At 57.0% G+C, this 20571-nt stretch carries 21 protein-coding genes; 9 read left to right on the top strand and 12 right to left on the bottom strand.

All coding sequences use genetic code 11. From position 1 onward, the window contains the following. Positions 1–18: 18 nt before the first annotated feature. The 3 genes from V8359_RS08930 to V8359_RS08920 all read left to right on the top strand — a co-directional run bounded on the left by V8359_RS08930 (position 19) and on the right by V8359_RS08920 (position 4652). Entirely contained in the window at positions 19–477 is a 459-nt protein-coding gene (locus V8359_RS08930; RefSeq protein ID WP_336428407.1) for an Lrp/AsnC family transcriptional regulator, read from the top strand. Between the two features lie 136 nt (positions 478–613). Continuing rightward, positions 614–2737 (top strand): GumC family protein, encoded by a 2124-nt coding sequence (locus tag V8359_RS08925; protein WP_336428406.1) that lies wholly within the window; start codon positions 614–616, stop codon positions 2735–2737. 163 nt (positions 2738–2900) lie between these two features. Then, positions 2901–4652: a DUF2793 domain-containing protein gene (locus V8359_RS08920; protein ID WP_336428405.1), complete on the top strand. Its 1752-nt coding sequence runs from the start codon at positions 2901–2903 to the stop codon at positions 4650–4652. 285 nt (positions 4653–4937) lie between these two features. On the opposite strand, the gene V8359_RS08915 is transcribed toward V8359_RS08920, so the two are convergent. Genes V8359_RS08915 through V8359_RS08875 form a run of 9 tightly spaced genes read right to left on the bottom strand, consistent with a single transcriptional unit; the run spans position 4938 to position 14581 of the window. Continuing rightward, complete coding sequence (locus tag V8359_RS08915; protein ID WP_336428404.1) at positions 4938–7091, bottom strand: ATP-binding protein; 2154 nt, start codon at positions 7089–7091, stop codon at positions 4938–4940. After that, a complete protein-coding gene (locus V8359_RS08910) occupies positions 7088–8371 on the bottom strand; it encodes an SIR2 family protein (RefSeq protein ID WP_336428403.1) in 1284 nt (427 codons plus the stop codon). The genes V8359_RS08915 and V8359_RS08910 overlap by 4 nt, the downstream gene beginning before the upstream one ends. A 7-nt stretch (positions 8372–8378) precedes the next feature. Further along, positions 8379–8513, bottom strand: a complete 135-nt coding sequence (locus V8359_RS08905; RefSeq protein ID WP_336428402.1) for a hypothetical protein — start codon at positions 8511–8513, stop codon at positions 8379–8381. Between the two features lie 12 nt (positions 8514–8525). After that, on the bottom strand, positions 8526–9734 hold the full coding sequence (locus tag V8359_RS08900) for a GIY-YIG nuclease family protein (RefSeq protein ID WP_336428401.1): 1209 nt from the start codon (positions 9732–9734) through the stop codon (positions 8526–8528). Continuing rightward, positions 9727–11778: a pseudomurein-binding repeat-containing protein gene (locus V8359_RS08895; protein WP_442970342.1), complete on the bottom strand. Its 2052-nt coding sequence runs from the start codon at positions 11776–11778 to the stop codon at positions 9727–9729. The genes V8359_RS08900 and V8359_RS08895 overlap by 8 nt, the downstream gene beginning before the upstream one ends. Positions 11779–11786: 8 nt before the next feature. After that, the gene (locus V8359_RS08890) at positions 11787–12242 is read right to left on the bottom strand and encodes a hypothetical protein (protein ID WP_336428399.1); all 456 of its coding nucleotides are present in this window, start codon (positions 12240–12242) and stop codon (positions 11787–11789) included. Beyond that, positions 12239–12610, bottom strand: coding sequence for a type IIL restriction-modification enzyme MmeI (locus V8359_RS08885; protein WP_336428398.1), 372 nt, complete (start codon positions 12608–12610; stop codon positions 12239–12241). The genes V8359_RS08890 and V8359_RS08885 overlap by 4 nt, the downstream gene beginning before the upstream one ends. 16 nt (positions 12611–12626) lie before the next feature. Then, on the bottom strand, positions 12627–14387 hold the full coding sequence (locus V8359_RS08880) for a DNA methyltransferase (protein WP_336428397.1): 1761 nt from the start codon (positions 14385–14387) through the stop codon (positions 12627–12629). Beyond that, on the bottom strand, positions 14384–14581 hold the full coding sequence (locus V8359_RS08875; RefSeq protein WP_336428396.1) for a plasmid-related protein: 198 nt from the start codon (positions 14579–14581) through the stop codon (positions 14384–14386). Before V8359_RS08875 ends, V8359_RS08880 begins: the two co-directional genes overlap by 4 nt. A gap of 660 nt (positions 14582–15241) precedes the next feature. On the opposite strand from V8359_RS08875, the gene V8359_RS08870 reads away from it, so the two are divergent. Continuing rightward, positions 15242–15493 carry a helix-turn-helix domain-containing protein gene (locus tag V8359_RS08870; RefSeq protein ID WP_336428395.1) on the top strand — a complete coding sequence of 84 codons (252 nt, stop codon included), beginning with the start codon at positions 15242–15244 and terminating at the stop codon, positions 15491–15493. Then, positions 15493–16812 (top strand): type II toxin-antitoxin system HipA family toxin, encoded by a 1320-nt coding sequence (locus V8359_RS08865; RefSeq protein ID WP_336428394.1) that lies wholly within the window; start codon positions 15493–15495, stop codon positions 16810–16812. Before V8359_RS08870 ends, V8359_RS08865 begins: the two co-directional genes overlap by 1 nt. Positions 16813–16852: 40 nt before the next feature. Here the strand turns inward: V8359_RS08865 and V8359_RS08860 are convergent, their stop codons facing one another. From V8359_RS08860 to V8359_RS08850, 3 genes are all read right to left on the bottom strand, one after another. Continuing rightward, positions 16853–17023: a hypothetical protein gene (locus V8359_RS08860; RefSeq protein WP_336428393.1), complete on the bottom strand. Its 171-nt coding sequence runs from the start codon at positions 17021–17023 to the stop codon at positions 16853–16855. An 82-nt stretch (positions 17024–17105) separates the two neighbouring features. Further along, positions 17106–18017 carry an ImmA/IrrE family metallo-endopeptidase gene (locus V8359_RS08855; protein WP_336428392.1) on the bottom strand — a complete coding sequence of 304 codons (912 nt, stop codon included), beginning with the start codon at positions 18015–18017 and terminating at the stop codon, positions 17106–17108. After that, on the bottom strand, positions 18014–18337 hold the full coding sequence (locus V8359_RS08850; protein WP_336428391.1) for a helix-turn-helix domain-containing protein: 324 nt from the start codon (positions 18335–18337) through the stop codon (positions 18014–18016). The genes V8359_RS08855 and V8359_RS08850 overlap by 4 nt, the downstream gene beginning before the upstream one ends. 142 nt (positions 18338–18479) lie before the next feature. Between V8359_RS08850 and V8359_RS08845 the strand changes: the two genes are divergently transcribed. The 4 genes from V8359_RS08845 to V8359_RS08830 are packed head-to-tail and all read left to right on the top strand — an operon-like array spanning position 18480 to position 20571. After that, on the top strand, positions 18480–18713 hold the full coding sequence (locus V8359_RS08845) for a DUF2188 domain-containing protein (protein WP_336428390.1): 234 nt from the start codon (positions 18480–18482) through the stop codon (positions 18711–18713). A 17-nt stretch (positions 18714–18730) separates the two neighbouring features. Next, entirely contained in the window at positions 18731–18997 is a 267-nt protein-coding gene (locus V8359_RS08840; protein ID WP_336428389.1) for a multiubiquitin domain-containing protein, read from the top strand. Then, positions 18972–20156 (top strand): ThiF family adenylyltransferase, encoded by a 1185-nt coding sequence (locus tag V8359_RS08835; RefSeq protein WP_336428388.1) that lies wholly within the window; start codon positions 18972–18974, stop codon positions 20154–20156. The genes V8359_RS08840 and V8359_RS08835 overlap by 26 nt, the downstream gene beginning before the upstream one ends. Further along, positions 20146–20571, top strand: coding sequence for a DUF6527 family protein (locus tag V8359_RS08830; RefSeq protein ID WP_336428387.1), 426 nt, complete (start codon positions 20146–20148; stop codon positions 20569–20571). Before V8359_RS08835 ends, V8359_RS08830 begins: the two co-directional genes overlap by 11 nt.

Raw genomic sequence — 20571 nt, 5'->3', positions numbered from 1 at the left:
GCGAAGAGGCTTGCGCAATTGTCACTCGACACAACCGATCGCCGTATCCTGACAGTCTTGCAAAGGCAGGGCCGGATGTCCAATGCCGACCTTGCCGAGCGGGTGAACCTTTCGGCAAGCGCCTGCCACCGGCGGGTGCAGCGGCTTGAGACCGAAGGTTATATCGCGGGCTATGTCGCGCTTCTGGATGCGCAAAAGCTTGGCCTGCCTTCGACTGTATTTGTCGAAATCACACTTTCCACTCAGGCCGAGGATGTGCTGGACGCGTTTGAAAAGGCGGTGGCGCGGATCCCGAATGTGCTCGAATGTCATCTGACTGCGGGCGCGGCAGACTATATTCTCAAGGTGGTCGCCGAAGATACCGAGGATTTCGCCCGCATCCACCGTCAGCATCTGGCGCGCCTCCCCGGGGTCGCAAACATGCAGTCGAGCTTTGCGCTGCGCACGGTGAGCGAGACGACCGCGCTTCCGGTGTGACATGGGATGGTATGGCGAAATCCCAAGTGTAATAAAGTTCCGATGGTCACTGATCACACGGCATTGCGACATTGTCATTTGATTGAAGTTATGTGAAACGGATACAGATTTTACGACCCTATTACGGACCGACCACATGAATGACCTCCGAACGGCTGGCCCGGCCAACCGCGATGCGCCCGTTACCGCAGATGGAGATGAAATCGATCTTGCCGAACTGATGCGCACCATATGGCGCGGTAAGTTCTGGATCATTCTGTGTGTTCTGATCGCGTTCGTGATCGGGTTTTATTACGCGTTCGTCAAGGCGGTTCCGGTCTACACATCAAGTTCCGTTGTCATGCTGGAAAGCCGGCAGGAACAGGTGGCTGACCTCGAAAGTGTGATGAGCGGCCTGTCGGGCGATCAGGCATCGATCAACACCGAGGTCGAAGTGATCCGGTCACGTGGATTGGTGAAGAAGCTGGTTCGGCAACTTGATCTGATCGAGGATCCCGAATTCAACCCGCAACTGCGGCCGGAGCCGGCCTTCTCCTTGGGTAAAGCCATCGGTGCACTCCGGGGACTCCTCGGCAGCGCCCCTGTCGAAGAGGCCCCGGACCCCCAACAAACCCTGAACACAGTGATTGGCAACGTAGTAAATGCCATTTCAGTTTCCAACGTTCGGCAAAGCTATGTCTTTGAGATCACTGCGGTGACAGAAGGGCCGCGAAAATCGGCCAACATCGCCAACACCCTCGCCGAGCTCTACATTCAAGAACAGCTTGATGTGAAATTCGCCGCGACAGAAAAGGCGACAGAATGGCTGAGCGAGCGGGTAAGCGAGCTACAGGTCGAGTTGGAAGAGGCCGTGGCAGCGGTGAAAGATTTCAACGCCGGAACCGACCTTATCAGCCCCGAGGCGCTTGGCGCGCTCAACCGCCAGCTCAAGGAAACGCGTGACAGGCTGAGGGAAGCGCGCGAGAATCTAGGCGCCGCTGAGGTCCGGTTGCTTGAGTTGGAGACCGCTCGCGACACGGGCGATCCAGAAGCCATTGCCGACGTTGCGAACGATTCCGCCCTGACGCGAATACTTCGAATCATGACTGATGAGAACCGTGGGGCGTTCGATGCGCGTGTGGACCAGATATTGGACCGTGCGCAGTTGGAAGTCACCCGCGCGGAGAGTCAGATCGAGGCGCTGGAAAATTCAATTGCAACGCAGGAGGAGCAGATCGAAGAGCAATCCGCAGATCTCGTCACCCTTCAACAACTCGAGCGTGAGGCCGAGGCCAGCCGCCTGATCTATGAGCATTTCCTTAGCAGGCTCAAGGAAACGTCCATCCAACAAGGGATACAGCAAGCTGACAGTCGCCTTCTGAGCGAGGCTGTCGTGCCGGTCGGTCCCTCCGCGCCACGCAAGCGCCTCATCCTCGCAATGTCCATTATTTTGGGCGGGCTCTTTGGCACAGCTCTTGTCCTTGGACGGGAGTTCGCACAGAACACTTTCCGGGTGGCCGACGAGCTTGAGACGAAAACCGGCTACACAGTGCTGGGTCAAATCCCGGCAATTCCGGCCCGACGCCGCAAGAACGTGCTCAAATACCTTGAGGACAAGCCAACGTCTGCCGCAGCCGAGGCGATCAGGAATCTGCGCACCTCTGTGTTGCTTTCGGACCTCGACAATCCGCCACAAATCATCATGTCCACATCCTCGGTTCCGGGGGAGGGCAAGACCACGCAATCCATCGCGCTCGCCCAGAACCTCGGGAATATGGGCAAGAAGGTTCTTTTGGTCGAAGGCGACATGCGGCGGCGCATCTTCGCAGAGTATTTCGAGATCAAGAACCAGAAGGGCCTGATGTCGGTTCTCGCTGGCGACGTCTCCTTCGACACGGCCGTCATCCACGAGAAATCTCTTAAAGCCGATCTTCTGGTTGCTGAGAAAACATCAACCAATGCTGCGGATGTATATTCGTCCGATCGCTTCCGGTCGTTCCTCGACGAGATGCGCGGAAAGTATGATTATATTATCATCGACACGCCACCTGTTCTTGCCGTGCCGGATGCGCGCGTGATCGGGCAATGGGTCGATGCGATCCTCTATACGGTCAAATGGGATAGCACGTCGCAACGGCAGGTGCGCGAGGGTCTAAAATCGTTCGAGAGCGTCAACCTTCGCATCGCGGGGCTGGTTCTGGCCCAAATCAGCGCGCGGGGCATGAAGCGATATGGCTATGGCGACAGCTATGGCGCCTATAACTCCTACTACGACAATTGACCCATCGGGAGGCCAACGGGTTTGGCCTTCCTAAACCTGTTTTGTGAGGTGAGGCAGAGCGAAGATATAGCGGCTGTTTCAATCCGGACGGTAGGTTAAGATATTCGAGAAAGTCATGAGCAATGCTTGGCGGGAGTTTTCACGTCTCGCCAGAAAGTTGCCCATGCCCGACTTCTCCGATCGTTCCACACATCTCGAACTTCCCTTTATTCAGCCCTCTCAGGCACAGAAGCATGTCACCCATAACGACGGGGTGCGGCGGCTCGATGCGCTTGTTCAGCTTTCGGTGCTTTCGATGAGCGAACCCAATCCGCCCGGTGCACCCGATCCCGGCGCCCGGTATATTCTTCCGGCTGGCGCCTTGGGCGCATGGGCGGGGCAGCCAGAAACAACGCTCGCGATTTACGAGAGCAGCACATGGAGTTTCACGCTTCCGCGCCCGGGATGGACCGCATGGGTAGAGGATGAAAGTTTGCATCGGGTCTTTGATGGCAGTGGCTGGACGGAGACTGGGAACGATTATCAGAACCTGCCGTACTTGGGTGTCCAGACCACGGCAGACGCGACCAACCGGCTTGCGGTCTCATCCGAGGCGACGCTTCTTACCCATGCCGGGGCCGGGCATCAGCTCAAGCTGAACAAAGCCGCACAAGGTGAAACGGCAAGCCTGCTGTTTCAGACTGGGTGGTCGGGACGCGCCGAAATGGGGACCGCCGGCAGTGACGATTTCGAAATCAAGGTGAGCGCCGATGGACAATCATTTCACAGTGCGCTGGTAGCGGAAGCGACTACGGGGCGCGTTCATTTCCCGCAGGGTGCCACGGGCGTGTCGCCCGCCGAATTCGGGGCGGGGCCGGTGACGACCACGGACTATGCCGCGGCCCGCGGACTTGATCTTGTCGCGAATGGCACGGGGCTTCTCGGGAACGGATACAACTTTCCCGCTGACTTTGCCTATGATCCGCAAATCGCCCCAAATCTTCCTGCAAGCTTTTCCCATGCCGGGCATTACCCCGGAGTGATGCAGATGGAAGAACAGTTACCGATTGATCCGAACCGTGTTTACCGGCTGTCATCCTACATCCGGCAGGAAAGTCGTCCGGGGGATTGGTCTGGTTTTACAAATGGCGAACGTCATCGGCATTATATGGGGCTAATTTGCTTCGACCGTGATGGAGAGACGATTCAGTCTTATCACCATATGCGGTATCACCATGCAGGTATCGACAGCCTGACCACCCTTGCTGCGCCGCTTGCTCCGGGTGATACGGTGGTCCACCTGACAGACGCGAGCGGGTGGAACGAAAACGCGGCGGCCACCTACTATCGGGGGCTGATCCTCTTTGGCTATCGCAATGCCCACGGTTTCGCCTATGACCACTATAGCCGGCTGGTCGAGTTTGACCTCTTTGACCCGGGTCAGGTCGACAAAGTAACGGGGACGGTCACGCTCAACAAACCGTTTCCGGCCGCGCTGGGCAATCCGGACGACCCCGGTGGGGTTTGGCCTTCGGGCGCCGAGATCGCCAACAGTTCCAGCGGATCGAGTTTCAAATACGCATTCTACAGCGCGCTCGTGACGGCCGAAACAGATCGCTGGTATCGCACTACCGGCTATATCGGAGGAATCGACCGGTCGGGCCAGAACGTCGGCTTGAATTTTCCACCCGGAACAGCTTTTGCCAAGGTATTCTGGTTACCCAATCATTCGAACATAGCGGGTGGGCAAGCAGGCTGGCCCGACACAGGCGCAGGGCACAGGGTATGGTTTGCAGGCGTTTCGGTCACTACCGAGTCACTCGCCGCGACGCAGAGCGAGAACAACGGATCACAGAGCATCAAGGTGCCGCAAGCGGACTTTGCATCAGGTTCGGTGAGTTTGGCTCCCGCCCAGCTTGGTGTCACGGCGCTGTAAGGAACGGCGTGAGGCGGGCTTTGGAGAAATGGACGCCGTGACAAGTCAGTTTCAGAGCACAAAATACCCCCGTGGGATGCCTGCGGGGGTGAAAAAATTTGGTTGCGGGGGCTCGATCTGGACATGATTTGCCCGCCGAAGATAACTTCGGCGGGCAAATGAAGCTGGTTGCGGGAGGACGCCTTGGACTTTGTTTGCCGTTTGCGGCCTATAGTCTGCCACTGATGCTTCCGCTGAAGCACCCAAATGATCCAAGAAGACCGCGTCTCTAAACCATAACTTGATTTAACCCTCTATGGGCGGATCAGGAGTAACATCTTCTGACGTTGCTTCTTCCTGCTTCTCCCATGAAGCTGACACGACCTCCCAATCCGGGACAACCCCTTCCTGCCCAAGCCATGTATCCCAGAACTTGGGATCATCGGAACGTGGAAGCTGTGGCTTTTGCAAGTCACGAATACGGAGCAGAACCGGCGTCGGCACGGCCCAGCCAAGAAGGATTGCCTGCTGTGACGGCAGAGTAGGAAGTTCGCCAAGCAATCCGCCCAGCGCATCGGGAACAAGACGACGAACAAGGTTCTGATCGACGTCGTTGACGATTCGATGGAGCAGGAAGGAATTGCATTGTGCGAGGACGGTCGGCGATAATTCGGAGGGGCGCTGAGATGCCAGAACCAATCCAAGACCAAACTTTCGGCCTTCCCTGGCTATCCGCTCAAAGGTCTGGCGGCATAGATCAGCGGCCTGCGCACTTGCGCCGACATCGGCGTCCTTTCGGACGAAACTATGCGCTTCCTCAAGCACCAGAACGGTAGGTAAGGCTTCATTCGTTTCCTTGATATGACGCTGCATCGCCTCGAATACGAGGCGCGAGATTACGGCCACGGCCACGTGCACAACATCCGATGGCACCAGTGACAGATCGAGAATAGCCAGCGGCTCGGGCGAACCTTCGCCGGGACCAAGCAAATCGGCGAGCCATTCGCTAAGCGATGCGGCCCCATCAGTATCTATGATTGGACGAAGCCCTGCATCTCCCAACATAACCTGAATGCGGTTGATGAGCGGCTCGACATTAGTGACAGCCTGCCCGCCGGTGGCCATGGCAACGTCATGGATGCGGTCAGGAAGTTCACCAACGTTAAATCGAACCGGCGCATCTTCGCTGATCTCACCGTGAGTGGCGCTGATCGAGAAAGCGTCGGTAATCGTTCGAAGGGACGTTAGAACCTTTTGCAGATCGCCCGGCTGAAAGTCGTTATATCGAGACGCACCTTGCCACACGTAGTGCCTGTCATCGTGCACTTGCTGGATAGCTGGACGGATGGCAACGATCGCCGCGCTGAGGTCAGCCGCGTCGTTGCCGAAGGGCTCAAGAGCCACTTCATCGGATTCGGTCAGCCCAAGCAGCCCCTCTAGCAGGGAGCCGAAGTCGCGATTGCGGGGGAAACCTGCAACGCTTTGGGGTAAATCGGCATAAAGCTGCTCAACTTGCCGTACATAACCACTATAGCGCCTGATCGCTTGTGCTTTTGCTGTCACGGCGGAAGAATCGGCATTTCGCAATTGCCGCAGCGCCCCGAGTAGTGTGGGACGCTGTGCGCCAGGCTTTGCATCGGTGAACGCAGCCCATTCTTGCCCGTTCCAGAGCCAGCCCGGCACAGTCAAAGGCTTCGCGCCATCTTTGCCGCCGACCGCAAATCGGCGGACGGCCAGGGTACCGTCATTAAATGCCTGGGAATATTCACCGTTCGGATCAAGAACAATGAAGCGCGCATTGGCAGGTGCGGCCTGTTCGCCCTCCTGTGCCTGCGCTTGAGCCGCCGCAGCGGCGCTCTCAAGCGACCAGCGGACGATACCGGCCACCGAGCAGGACTTGCCGCTGCCGGTATTGCCGAGAACCGCAAGATGTCGGCCAAAGAGCTTGTCGGGATGGACCCAGACGCGGGCATTGCCCGCAAACGGGGCTGTGCCGATCTGTATCAGCCGATCATCCGTTTTGGCTTCGACGATAGACCGCAACTGCGCTGCCGTCGGGAGAAGGACAGGATCACCTACTGAAGGAAGGACCGGTACGCCCCGTTCCAGAGTATAAATCGGCTGGCTGTCTGCATCATTCCCCTCACGAAGCAGCGTACCGAAAGGAATGGCAACGATCGTCCGCGCGGGGAATGGAAGATCAACAAGCGCGTCATCCGATTTGCCGTGAAGCGGTTTCGCACGGATAATGGCGATTTCTTTAATAACGGCAACAACAGCGCCGGTCTCATTGGGGACCAAGACATAGGCGTTAACGCGGGGGAAGCCCGTAGGTGTCCCGGTATTGAGCGCCGTCGCCTGCGGTGTTTCGTTAAACAGGGTAATACGCAATTCTTCGGCGGTGACGGTCTCAACTCGACCAACCGATAGCGTGCCGATACGCTCGACAATCGTCGTCATTGTGCACCGCCAGCGTCATCGGGTTCTTTGCCAGTGATCTTGCCGCGCCGTTCCACCAATTCACTCATGCGAATGGTCAACGGATCAATGGCAGGCTTGGGTAAATAGTGCTCGACCAGCGTGCGTATGTCGCCGAAGTGCTTGCCGATGAGTAACGTCAGTTGTTGCGGCCTACCAACACGATCCACGAACGACGCAATCCGTTCATGGGGCTTTTCTCCCCAGGCAAGTATAACAAGGTGCGTCGAGGGAATGGTCAACATATCGGCGATAACCCTGTTGATGTGGTCATCACCATAGCCGTATCCGTAAGTGACCAGCACATTATTTGGTTGGCATATCGAGGACGAGAAATCACGGAATAGGTCGGCATAAGGATAGGCGACCGTTTCAACATCCTTAACCGCGTTGGGGTAAATCATCACCGAGTGTCGTGGGCTGGCTGGCACCGCGGGATGCCCGGCCTCTGCACCAAACGGTAGGCCGACACGGTATAGACGCGGATGGTCGTAGCGCCAGTCAAGTGATCCGTGAAGCTTGGTCAAATGCACTACGCCTTCGAGGTGACGTGGCTCCCCCCGAATTCCTGGTGGCGTATAGTGCATGTCGATGTGCAAACGTGACGACCTGAATTCCGGCTCAAGAGCGCCGGTAAAACGATCTATAATGCGCAGGCCAGCATCATCGCATCCGCGTTCAATCAAACGGTCATAATTTGTCGTGAAAACATGCAGCCTTTCCCGCGACGCAGCCCTGCTGGCAAAACTCATCAAAAATGAAACCAGGATTTCCCTTGCGAGCGGTCCACCCGCGGCAGGTTCCTTATCTATGCCGTCACGGATGCTCTTCTCCGTGGTAAGGACATCCTTGATAAACTCGCCGAGTACATTGTCGATCGCGGTTTCCCAAGCCGACGCGTCTGCGTGTTTAAGAATCTCCAGACCGCTCAAGAGAGACAGTGCTGCGGAAAGCTCATCTTCGATATTGGCGCTCCCCCGTCCCATGGCTTCCGCCATCTTCTTGGCGTGGGCACTCACCTTGTCTTCGTTCGGACACCCACCGAAACCTGAACCAGCCATGCCCGTCGGCACACCCCCCGCCTGATTGGCTATGCCGGTCGTAAAGCCATTTCCGACCAACAGAGAAAGGTGCTCGGACTGAAAAACAGCAGATAGCCAGGGCTCGATTCGCTTTCGCCACACGGCAGTTTCAGTTGCAGGGTCGAGCGGCGTTTCTGTTTCGCCGCCAATGTGAACTATGTGATCATGGTTCCAATTCATGATTACCTCACCCGCCCAGACCGAGCTTATCAAAGAAGATGGCGTTGCGGGTCTGCGCATCCAGCAAAAGCGCATTACTTTCCGATGGCTTAAGCGGAAGGCGGGCGGCTTGACCAACAACATCACTATGTAAATCTGGCATTATTCCTCCCGTTCAGTTTTCTTTTGATTTGGCGATACGTGGTGTCAAAGTCGCCTTGTGCGGATCATAGGAATAGTCGGCGATCTTCCCGTTCTTGATCTTTTCTACCGCCTCATCAATCACGAACAGCGGTACAAGGAACCACTCGCGTGGAACAACGGGATTGCCGAAACGGTCCATGATTTCGATGTCGAGCCGCGCGGGCTCGAAAATTCGGTGGATCAAGTTTTCCAGCTTGGTGCGGTTGATGTTGTAAAGTTCGTAGGTCGCCACGACTTCTACGTCCGCCATCATGAATGTCGGCTGGAGCCGCGCTCCCGCGATGCGTTTTTGGACGCTCATGTTGGTGACGCCGATCTTGTGAACAAGATCGCGGTTTTCGGCGACAACCGGATGATCGGACTTGCTGCGCAGGACGTAGATCGTTCCGCTGGCCTCGTCGCCATCGATCGTGTTGTCGGCGAACAAAGGACCTGCCACGGGATCGGTGATGCGCCTGCCTGTTTCATCCTTGTTCAGGGCACGCTGAAGCGAGCGCATGAGCATGTTGCTCTCTGTGCCGTTATCAAAGATCACGCGTAGCCGGGCGTCGGTTCGGCCCTGTGCTGTAATGGTGGTTTCGCCCATCTCCGCGACATAGGCTTTCTGACCGCCAACGATGAAAAACCGTCCTGGCTGGATTTCGGCCTTCATCTCGAAAGGGCGCGTCTCGCGCAGGCCGCTGTCCAGCTCGCTCTGCACTTGCTCGAAGAGTGGCCTGAAGGTTTCGAAGTCCTCGCACTTTTCGCGGTTGGCAATTTCTTCGGCGGCTTTTTTCTCGGCACTCGTCCGAACATGTTTGAGCTCCGTGATCGGTGGGGCCTCAGCCTCGACGCCGAGTTCCGCCAAAAGGGCATCGTCATCCATCTCGTCAGGCGCTGATGACGATGATGGTGCTGACCCTGCCAGCAATCCCTGGTGATCGATCGGTTCGACCAGTTCCCGGCAATCCGCCTGCTCGCGGATACGATCCAGCCGAACGGCATACAAACGCTCAAAAATATCACGGTTTTCGCCGTGCTGCGGCGCGCGGCCATGTTCTTCCACAAAGCGCTGGATTTCTTCGAAGCCCGCGATAATACGCTCTTCACGTGGGGTGCGGCTTTGGGCTTTTTTCTCTTCAACTTCGACGCCAAGCTCGGCCAGAAGCGCATCATCGTCCTCGGTAAATTCCTTAACCATTGGCCGCCTCCGCTTTCATGCGGGCAAGGAAGGCCACGCCTTCTGCCATCTTCTTTTCCCATGCGTCGGGCGAAGTGATCGATGGCAACCGCCCGCGCTCTTGCTTGAATTTCACGGCGCGCCGCGCCAGGTCGCGCGCTTCTTCTGGCGTCAGTTTCACTTTCTTCGCCGAGATGACGGCCTGAACTTGCTTCAGGCTCTCTTCGCTCATCGTTTTCGCCAAGATGGCATAGGCTTCGCTGAACGGGTTGATCCGGTCAATCAGATCAATGTCCAGATCGCGCACATCCATCGCGAATTTCCGGACGCCATCGATCAAGGCGGTGTTCCCGCTCTTGTCTGCGTCATCGCCTTCAAGCGCGGCTTCCTTGGCCTTCTGGGTGAGGTTCAGCGCCGCGATCGCGTGCTGGCGCACGGCTTCCTGATCGCCATCGTCAAGCTCGGGATACTTGTCCTTGATGATCTTGCCCATACGCACCTGTGTCAGTTCTTCGGGAACAAGCTCCTCGTCAAAAAGACCGCGCTCGACGGTGGTTTTGTCCTGCGCGAAGGCTGCGATTACCTCGTTCAAGTCCTCCTGACAGATACGTTCGGCTTCCTTGCTTTTCGGCTCGACAAGCCCCTTGATCTCGATCTGGAATTGGCCGCTGTCTTCGTTGAAGCCGACGTTGCATTCGCCTTCCTTGTAGCCGCCTTCGCCGTAGTCAAAGCCTTCAACCGGCCCGCTATCCGGTTTCTTCGGGGTGAAGTTGAAGCGCGGGGCGAGAACCTGCTCCATAAGCAGGCTGGCGGCGATGGCTTTCAGCGTGTCGTTCACCGCCTCGGTGACGGCTTCCTCTGCCGCATCCGGCTCGGCGATCAGGTTGGTAAAGCGGGCACGTGTCTTGCCTTCGGCGTCACGGGTGGCGCGCCCGATAATCTGCACAATCTCGGTCAAGCTCGAACGATAGCCAACCGTCAGCGCGTGTTCGCACCAAATCCAGTCAAAGCCTTCCTTGGCCATGCCAAGGGCAATGATGATGTCCACATGATCACGGTTGTGCTTCTGCGCAGAGTCTTTCAGTGCTGCCGAAACCTTCTCCCGCTTGGCCGGATCGTCATCGACCAGATCGGCGATCCGCAGAACGCGCCCGTCCGAGCGCTTCACAAGCTGGAAGCCGGTGGTGGGGTCGGTCCCCTGCCATGCACCAAGCTCCTCAATGATGTGCTCGACTTCCCTGATCTTGTCCTTCGTGCTCTCGCGCGAATTGACGGACGGGATGTGGATGATCGTCTTCTCGGCGGGGTCCAGCACCTTCAGGATGTCGTCGGCGTAAGCGCCGGAATAGAAGTAGTAGCCGATATCCAGCGTCTTCAGATATTTATAGCCGTTGAGCTGTTCGTAGTAGGTATAGGTGACGGGATCGAATTTTGCCTCGTCATGGGGCATGAGCACCGGCTCGGTATCGCCCCGAAAATACGATCCGGTCATGGCCACGACATGCACCTTGTCGCGCGCGATCAACTCGGTGAGCTGCGCGCCCAGCTTGTTGTCGGGGTTGGCCGAAACATGGTGGAATTCGTCCACGGCGATTAGACGCTCGTCGAAGGCTTCGACGCCGAATTTCTCGACGGCGTTGCGGAAGGTCGCGTGCGGGCAGACGAGCACGCCGTCATCGCTTTTCAGGAACGCCCCCACAGAGTCGGCCTTGCTGCCGTCGGCGCCTGGTGCGTTGCAGAGATTCCATTTCGGCACGACATGCCAGTCCGCCCAGAACCCGAAGTCACTGAGCGGCTCGTCGGCAAAGCTTGATCCGATCGACTTTTCCGGCACGGTGATGATGACCTGCCGGAGCCCCTGATTGTTCAGCTTGTCCAGCGCGATGAACATGAGCGCGCGGCTCTTGCCCGACGCGGGTGGCGACTTGATCAGAAGATACTGCTCGCCCCGCCGCTCAAACGCGCGCTCCTGCATCGGACGCATGCCAAGCTCGTTCGACTTGGTCGAACTGCCATTGCGGGCATAGGTGACGGACACGGACAGGACGGATTTGTCGGTGGTCATTTTGCCTCTCATTTCTTTCTTCTTCTTATCAGGCTCTCTTTTTGTTCAGCGTTCTGGACATACTGAACCGACCGAAAGGCGTCCAAACGCCAGTTTCCTTTCCGAAGTTGAGAACGCGTTGCAGGATAAACACTCGGAACGAAGCCAAGCTGATGAAACGAAATTTCGGCATAGGTTGCCGCAAAGCACTGAAACAGTTCGTCAAAAGCCTTGGCGGATTCGATTCTTCCAATACCATGCTGAATAATTTCGCACAGCTCCCTATGCCAATCTTCATCTGCGACTTGGACAGTATCCGATGCCGCAATCTCGGTCGCACGCAGTGTCCTCTCACAGTACCGCTTCCAGACCTTCAGATCGGAGCAATGCTTTAGATCGAGGTAGGTATCTTTCCCCCAAATTCGCTCGAACATCGACTTGAGCGCATAGTACCGTTCGATCGGCATGTGGTCATCACTCGTCATGCCGCCCCCTTCTTGGTCATCTTGGTGTAAAGCTCGAAAAGCTTTTCCAACCTTTCGGTGTCGTTTCGGAAGCGGCGCCCGATGTAGATGCGTTCCAGCACCTCGTCGTTGCGGTCATGGGCGGCGCACAGGTCGGCGGGCATCTTCTCAGGGTCGTAGAGGTCGGCGATGGTCGCGGGGAAATGCGCCTCGCGCGCCAGAAGCATATCCTCGGCACAGCGGGTCAGGTCGTCCTTGTTCTTTTCGGTTAGCTTGGGGACGGGGAAAGTGTTCCAGCCGAGGGTATTGGAATAACGATAATCAGACTTCATCTTCCCGCAAACAGTTGCGATCCACGCGAGATGCAGACGTGACGCGATCAGCGCCATATTCCAAAGAGGTGCATCATATAGCTAAGTTCTTCCATTTGAATGACGTGTGAGCAAAGGAGATTTCGTGATCGAGGCCGTGGATGATAGGCCATAGGACCGGAACCTGCTGACCTTGACAGATGGAGTTGGTGGACACGAACGCCGATGTCGCTTCAGTTCTAAGTCCATACTCGGCGGCTTTGACAAACCATCCACAGACATAGTCGAGGGACTTCCACTTCTTGGTGCGCGCTCCAAGAATTGCTTCAATGTCTGACTTCTGCTCGTTAGTTTGCTTCTTGTCACCGATGTAAGGCGGATTACCGCAAATGTAGGTCTCCCCGCCTTCGTTCTCGAAGTCAATTTCGGCCTGATCGAGCGGCGTGTTGAATAGGTCATCCCCGTGCATTTTCACGCCCGTCCCCGTTGGTGGGCAGATGCTGAGCCAATCGATCCGCAGGGCGTTGCCGCAGGTGATCCAGTTCATGGCATCAAGCGGCAGAAAGTCCCGTAGCGCCTCGCGCTGGCCGCGATAGAGCACGTCGCACTGATACTCGGCGATGATCAGCGCCAGGCGCGCCACCTCGGCAGAAAAATCCCGCAACTCGATGCCACGGAAGTTGGTCAGCGGGATATCAGTGCGCCGATCAGGCTCGCCGCGCCGCTTGTTGATTTCGGCCTCGATCGCCCGCATTTCCTTGTAGGCGATGACAAGGAAGTTGCCGGAGCCGCAGGCGGGGTCGAAAACCCTGATCCGTGCCATCCGGTTGCGCAGGTTCAAGAGCTTGCGCGCGTTGTCACCGGCCTCGTTCAGTTTTTCGTGCAGATCATCAAGGAAGAGCGGGTTTAGTACCTTCAGGATGTTCGGAACGGACGTGTAGTGCATCCCGAGCGCGCCGCGTTCCTCGTCATCGGCGACGGCCTGGATCATCGAGCCGAAGATGTCGGGGTTGATCTTCTTCCAGTCGAGATTGCCGATATGCAGAAGATAGGATCGCGCGATCTTGCTGAATCGCGGCACGTCCACGCTTTGCGAGAACAGTCCGCCATTGACGTAGGGAAAATCGGACGCCCAACGGGGGATGTTCGCCGCGTCACGCTCTTCGAGCTTGGTGTTCATGGCGCGAAACAGCGTGCTGATCACCTCATGGGTGTTCGCGCTGTCCGGCGCGCTCATCTGCTCGATCGTGGCGGTGAACTGATCGGCCTTGACGAAGATATCGGTGTCTTCAGCGAAGAAGCAGAAGATCAGCCGCGCCATGAAATGGTTCATGTCGTGGCGGCGCTCGGCGGTTCCCCATTCGGGGTTGTCTTTGAGCAGCTCCACGTAAAGCCGGTTCAGGCGTCCCGTGGCCTTGATGTCGAAGGCGCTCTCGCGGATTTGCTTGACGGTCGAGATACCGGCAAGCGGCAGGAAGAAGCCGAAGTGATCGGGGAAGTCCGCGAACGGGCAGACGATCGGGGCGATGTCAGATGAAAGGTCTTCGGCTTCCAGCGTGATGCCGTCTGTCGCCAGGATAAACTTGACGCGGTTGCGGGCGTTCTTCGTGGCAGGGCTCTCGCGCAGCACGCGGATCGTATCGGAAACCCGCCCCTCGGCGCAGACCTTGATGTGGATATTATTTATCTGGAGAACGCCGCCGAGATCGGACTTGTTCGATGCGCCGCTGCGCAGCCTTTTGATAGTTGTCGCCTTGTTGCCGAACGCTTCCAGAAACGTGAAGGGGAATTCCTCGGCATCGAACGGCTGTTCGGCCAGTCTGGAAATTGCTTCTTCGATTTCAACTGCGTTCAAGGTTCTACCCCGTTATCTTTTTCTTTTACGCCGCCATCTATGATTGCGGAATCAAGGCCACGCTCGGCCACATAGGCGCGCATGAACTCTCTTAGCACTTGAGCGGCGGGTTTGTCGTCCGCCTGGCACGCCTTAAGAAACTGCTCCCGCAGGTCCCGATCAATGCGTATGCGAAGCCCGACGTTCTTTTTCATCGCCTGATAGTGTAGCCAGTGGATACACATTTGTGTAGCGCTTTGGCTGAATCGTCCACGACTTTGTCGCCCTGCTTCGCAGGAGCCGTCCGTCACCCCTCACTTGCTGATGGGGGTGCGGCGGCGGAGACGATGCAGGGCACCGGCGCCCGCCCTGCTTTGCTGGAGGGCTCCCGAGCCTTGTCGTGGCGGCAACGCTTTACCATTCGTCAATTTTGTCCATCCAGGACGGACCAAAAGCATTCTTTTCAAAGAATGGAACGGGGCGTTGCGGGGTGTCCCCGCTGGAAGGGGTAGCGGAAAACCGCCAGCGGCGGGTTGCAGCGAGGGGAAGGCTTTCCCCGCCTGCCATGATAATCAGGACCAGCTAGATACCCGTGCTGATGCTCGATCTGTGTCGCGCTTGATGTCATAGTCCAGGACACGTCCGCGCCGGTGACCTTTTTCCTGCCCGCCCTTCTTTGCTGGTGAGACGCAAAGCTCTTTGAATTTCATCCACCTCATGCTCTTTCGGTACACCGGGTCAGGGTTTCCCAAACAGCTCCGAAGCTTCTATACGCTCCAGCAGATAATTCCGTTTTATGCGTTTCAGCGCATAGGTCGAGATTATCCGCCACACCGCATATTGACAAAATATGCGCCATAACGTATATTATACTTATGAATGATCTAGCCCGCACACCAAGACAGATCGGTACCATCATCCAGCGTGCACGCAAGAAGCGCGACTGGACACAGATGCAGCTTGCCGAGCGGGCAGGCCTGCGCCAGGCGACGATCTCGATGATCGAGAGCGGCGAAAAGCCCGCAAAGCTCGAATCCATCCTCTCCGTCCTTGCCGCTCTCGACCTTGAACTCAGGATTGGCGACCGATCCAAGGGGCACGAACGCGACATCGAGGAGCTGTTCTGATGGGACGGCGCCCGGCCTACGCACCCTTGCGCGTGTATCTGAACAACCGCCGCGTCGGCACACTGAGCCGCGAGGCCAGCGGTGCCATCGGCTTTTCGTATCATGAGGACTGGCTGGGCTGGGAGCACGCCCTGCCGGTCTCTCTGTCGCTGCCACTACGAGAGACACCCTATCGCGGCGAACCCGTTGCCGCCGTCTTCGAAAACCTGCTGCCGGATTCGGACAAGCTGCGCCGCCTGGTTGCCGAAAAGGTCGGCGCGCGCGGCACGGATGCCTACAGCATGCTGACCAAGATTGGTCATGACTGTGTGGGCGCGTTGCAATTTATTGCGGGGGATGAAGATGCGCCTGATGCCACTGGCACGCTGGAGGGCGAACCGGTCGATGAAGCCGCCATCGAAAAAATCCTCAAAGGCCTGAGCCAGGCACCGCTTGGTCTGACCAGCGATGATGCGTTCCGGATTTCTGTCGCGGGCGCTCAGGAAAAGACGGCGCTGCTTTGGCATGACGGAAAATGGATCAAGCCGCACGGCACGACACCGACTACGCATCTCATCAAAACACAAATTGGCGAATTGCCCGGCGGCATCGATCTCTCGGACAGCGTCGAGAACGAATATTACTGCCTGAAGCTGACCGAAGCGTTTGGCCTGCCGGTCAACACCGCCACCATCCAAACCTTCGGCGAAACCAAAGCGCTCGTGATCGAACGCTTCGACCGGCGCTGGACAAAGGACGGGCGCTTGCTCCGCCTGCCGCAGGAAGATTGCTGCCAGGCGCTGTCTGTACCCCCGACCCTGAAATACCAGAATGAAGGCGGGCCGGGCATGGTCGATGTGCTTGACTTGCTAAAGGGCAGCGATAACCCGATGGAAGATCAGGAGGTTTTCCTGAAAGCGCAACTGATCTTCTGGCTGATCGGCGCCACCGACGGCCACGCCAAGAATTTCAGCGTGTTCCTGAGCCCCGGCGGCAGCTACCGCATGACCCCGCTCTATGACATTTTGACAGCGCAGCCCGCGCTGAACGCCCGCCAGATTGAACGCAAGCAGATGAAGATGGCGATGTCGGTCGGCAACAACCGCCATTACCGCTTCGATCAGATTCATGGGCGACATTTCGTGCAAACGGCCATGCGTTCCGGCATGTCCAAAAAAAGAGCAACGGCGATCGTCGAAGACATCGCGGCGGGCGCACCCAAAGCGCTTGAATCAGCAAATGCCAATCTGCCGAAGGACTTCACGACGTCCGTTGTTGATGCTGTGAACGAGAGTGTCACGGATCGCCTGCGCGGACTCGATCTGGCAACTGAAGACTGAACTGCCATCCGAGCGCCTATAATGACGACCAAGGTGCCCGTCAGTCCTCCAGCGCGACCTCGACTATGCGCTCGATATAATCTGTTACCGGCACGAACCCTGCCAACTCCCCCATCGGACCACGCGGGTCCTTGGCCTGCCTCTCAGCCTTCTCATAGGCTTTCCGGCTCAACGTGATCGTCACGGTCACTTCATCTTCATTATCGTTCATCAATCCATCCTCGCCTCACGACAATTTTGCCAAGTTGGCGGCGCCATGATCAATCCCAGTCGCGCCTCATACAGTAAGTCTACTATCCAAGCCAGGACGAGCCGGGTGTACGACTTATCATCCGGTCGTAGGTATCTTCTTCAGTTTTCTCGCCAACCTCAAAGCGCGAAGGTGCGTCATCAAGAAGGATAAGAGAAAGTGCGAAATCGTGAACTTCGGAGACCAGAGCATGCTCGACGCAAGGTTCCTTGAACCAGATGCCAGCGCCATGCTCACGCGTTGCCTTCCTTCTTACCAGATCGGCATCCTTTGCCGGAATCGAGGACGGGGGTATCTCTATCGGCGGACGGCCAGATGTTTTGAAGTAGGCCCCTGTCCGCAAGGCACGATCACTCGACCATGCCCAATGAATAAAGCCGTCGATTGACTTAACAAGAACGGCGCGGCGCTCGGTGTACTGCAGCCATCGCAGCGTGGCTGCAATCAGTGATACGCCGTAGCTATCAGCGCATACCCCGAGGGTCTCCAGATCGGGCCTGGCTTTCGGCGCAATCTGCCTGCGAAAGTCATCCAAAGGCATGAGGAGATTCGCCGCGAACTCGTTCGCCTCTTTCTCTATTTGTCGGTACTTGCTGTCCCATCGCTCCATATCCTCAGTGCTGCACTGGATGCCGTCAGGATGATCCTGTCTGTGCAAGAGGTAATGCCCGAACTCATGGGCAAGCGTGAAGTTGATGCGTCCGGTCGATGCCGTGTCGGAATTGTAGAAAATGCCCCAGCCTTTTTCACCTGGCGGAGCCTTTACCAGCGCGCCTTCAAAGCCAGGAAGCGCGCGCCCCTGCACAAGGCTTATCGGGTCGTCAGGGAAGCGCTGCCTGGAAAACTCCTGCGCAAGCTCCCGAACGTTAACCGGAAAGCGGTCGTCGCCACCCAAAGTGTTCAGGATGATGGTCAGGTCGTATGCCCATCGTTGTGGCGACTTCGGTTTTGTCATCCGGGCTTACCCCACAGTTTTACCATTTCACGAATTTTTTCTTTCGTTTCAGGGTCCATGTGCCGGTATTCACGGTAGAACTGGACATCGACCGCATCTTCCTCGGTGATCGTTTGCTTCTCATCGAGGAGATATTCCATAGTGACGCCAAGAGCTTCCGCAATCTTACCAAGTTTTTCCGCCGACGGTCGCGGCGGGTTCTTGTTCTCTAGCTCCCAGATGTAACTCTTGCTGGAACCAGTGATCTCGGCGAGCTTTTCGAGCGTTAGCTTCTGCTCCTTTCGCAAGCGGCGAATCTTCTCTCCTAGGCTGTTGGTCATGCGGTGGCTCCCCCATCGTCGTTTTTTGTTCGGTATAGACATACTTTACGTGCTTGACTTCTGATTTTCAACCAGTATATCATGTTCGGAGTAGGCGTACTTTTTTTGCCTACACCCCTAACGAACAGGAGGTAGGAAAGCCATGAGTAAGGGACCGAAGACCCATCATGTCATGCCGAATCCGGCAGGCGGATGGGATGTGAAGCGTGGCGGCGCATCACGCGCCAGCAGCCACCATGACACAAAGCACGACGCTGTCGATCGCGGACGTGAAATCAGCCGCAACCAACAAAGCGAACTGCGTATCCACAACCGCGACGGACGGATCGCCAGCAGCGATAGCCATGGTGGCGACCCGTTCCCGCCCGAAGGTTAAACAGAAAGGACATAGCCATGGCGAAAGACGAAAAAGGCAAACCCGACAAAGAGTATACGATTGTCGTGAACGGCCGCGAGAAGACGGTGACGGCAACCGAGCTTGGTGAGAACGATCTGGTCGCCCTCGCCTATGAGAACCCGCCCACCGGCGAGTTGATTTGCTTCACGATCACTTACCGGCGCGGTCAAGGCAACAAGCCCGAAGGCACGCTGGATGAGGGCGATACCGTGAAGCTGAAGGAGGGCATGATCTTCAATGTCACGGCAACTGATAAGTCGTAACGCCGATCTGGAGGCCCTCGAAGAAGACGGATACGAGGTGGCTGTAAAGGGTGGCCACCTCGTTATCTCCAATGTGCCTTACGTGAACGCAAACCGCGAAGTTAAACGCGGCATACTCGTGTCCGTTCTGCAGATGAATGGGGACGGGACGATGACACCGAGCGACCACAAGGCGTATTTCGCCGGTGAACATCCTTGCGATCCGGACGGCCGCCTACTGGAATCCATCAGGCATTCAAGCAAACGCCAGACCCTCGGCAAGGACATCACGGTTGACCATATGTTTTCGGCAAAGCCGAAAGAGGGCTACCGCGATTACCAGCACAAGATGACCACCTATGTCGAGATGATCGCCTCGCCCGCACGGAAGATCGACCCGACGGCGGATGCGCGAACCTACGTGGTGGCAAACTCAGATGAGCCCGATCCGGTGTTCAAGTACCATGACACGGCTTCGACACGAGCCGGCATCGGCGGACTCTCGGAAAAGCTTGCAATTAACAAGGTTGCCATTGTCGGTCTTGGCGGCACGGGCTCTTACGTGCTCGACCTGATCGCCAAAACCCCCATCCGTGAGCTGCATCTCGTCGATGGGGATGATTTCCTGCAGCACAACGCATTCCGCAGCCCCGGCGCGCCGAGTATCGAAACCCTGCGGGAGCGGAAAAAGAAGGTGGATTACTTCGCGGCGCTGTATGAACCCATGCGTAAGGGGATCGTCCCGCACCCGGTCTATCTCGACGATGCCAACACAAACCTCTTGGACGAGATGGATTTCGTTTTCGTGTGCGTTGACTCTGGCGCAGCCAAACGCCCGGTAGTCGAACGTCTCGAAAAAATGAAAATTTCCTTCATTGATGTCGGCATGGGTATCCAGATCGGCGATGACGCTCTCGTGGGCCTGCTGCGTGTGACGTTGAGCACTGCCGAACAGCGCGAGCCCCTGCGCCGCCGTGTCGGCATGGGCGATGCGGACATTGACGATGCCTACAACACCAACATCCAGGTCGCTGACCTGAACGCCCTGAACGCGACGCTCGCGGTGATCCGGTGGAAGAAACTGGCTGGTTTTTATGCCGATTTTGAGGGCGAGCACTCCAGCAACTATACAATCGACGGCAACAAAATTGACAACATGGACAGGCGAGATGGCGATTAAGAAGATTTCACACCGGTTTGTAGAGGCGATTCCGGAACGTATCGAGGAGGGTGTCCTCTACCTTGCGATGGATTACGCGACGGCCATTCACAAATGTGCCTGCGGCTGCGGCCGTGAGGTTGTCACACCGTTTAGCCCGACCGACTGGAAGATGGGCTATGACGGTGTGTCGGTTTCGCTGTCACCGTCCATCGGAAACTGGAGCTTTCCCTGCCGGTCACATTACTGGATCAAGCACAGCAATGTCCGGTGGGCGGGCGACATGAGTGATGAAAAAATTGTTGCCGGCAGGCAACAGGATCGTCGCTCCAAGGATCGCTATTTCAACACGACCGAAGCCGAGCCAGGACAGATAAGCGCCGAGACACCGCCGGGCTTCTGGCAACGTATCGTGCATTGGTTCAGGGGGAAGTGA

This window comes from Roseovarius sp. E0-M6 (genome assembly GCF_037083845.1).
Classification (GTDB): Bacteria; Pseudomonadota; Alphaproteobacteria; order Rhodobacterales; family Rhodobacteraceae; genus Roseovarius.
The sequence above is the reverse complement of the archived record's forward strand: the minus strand, read 5'-3'. Positions and strand labels throughout refer to the sequence as shown.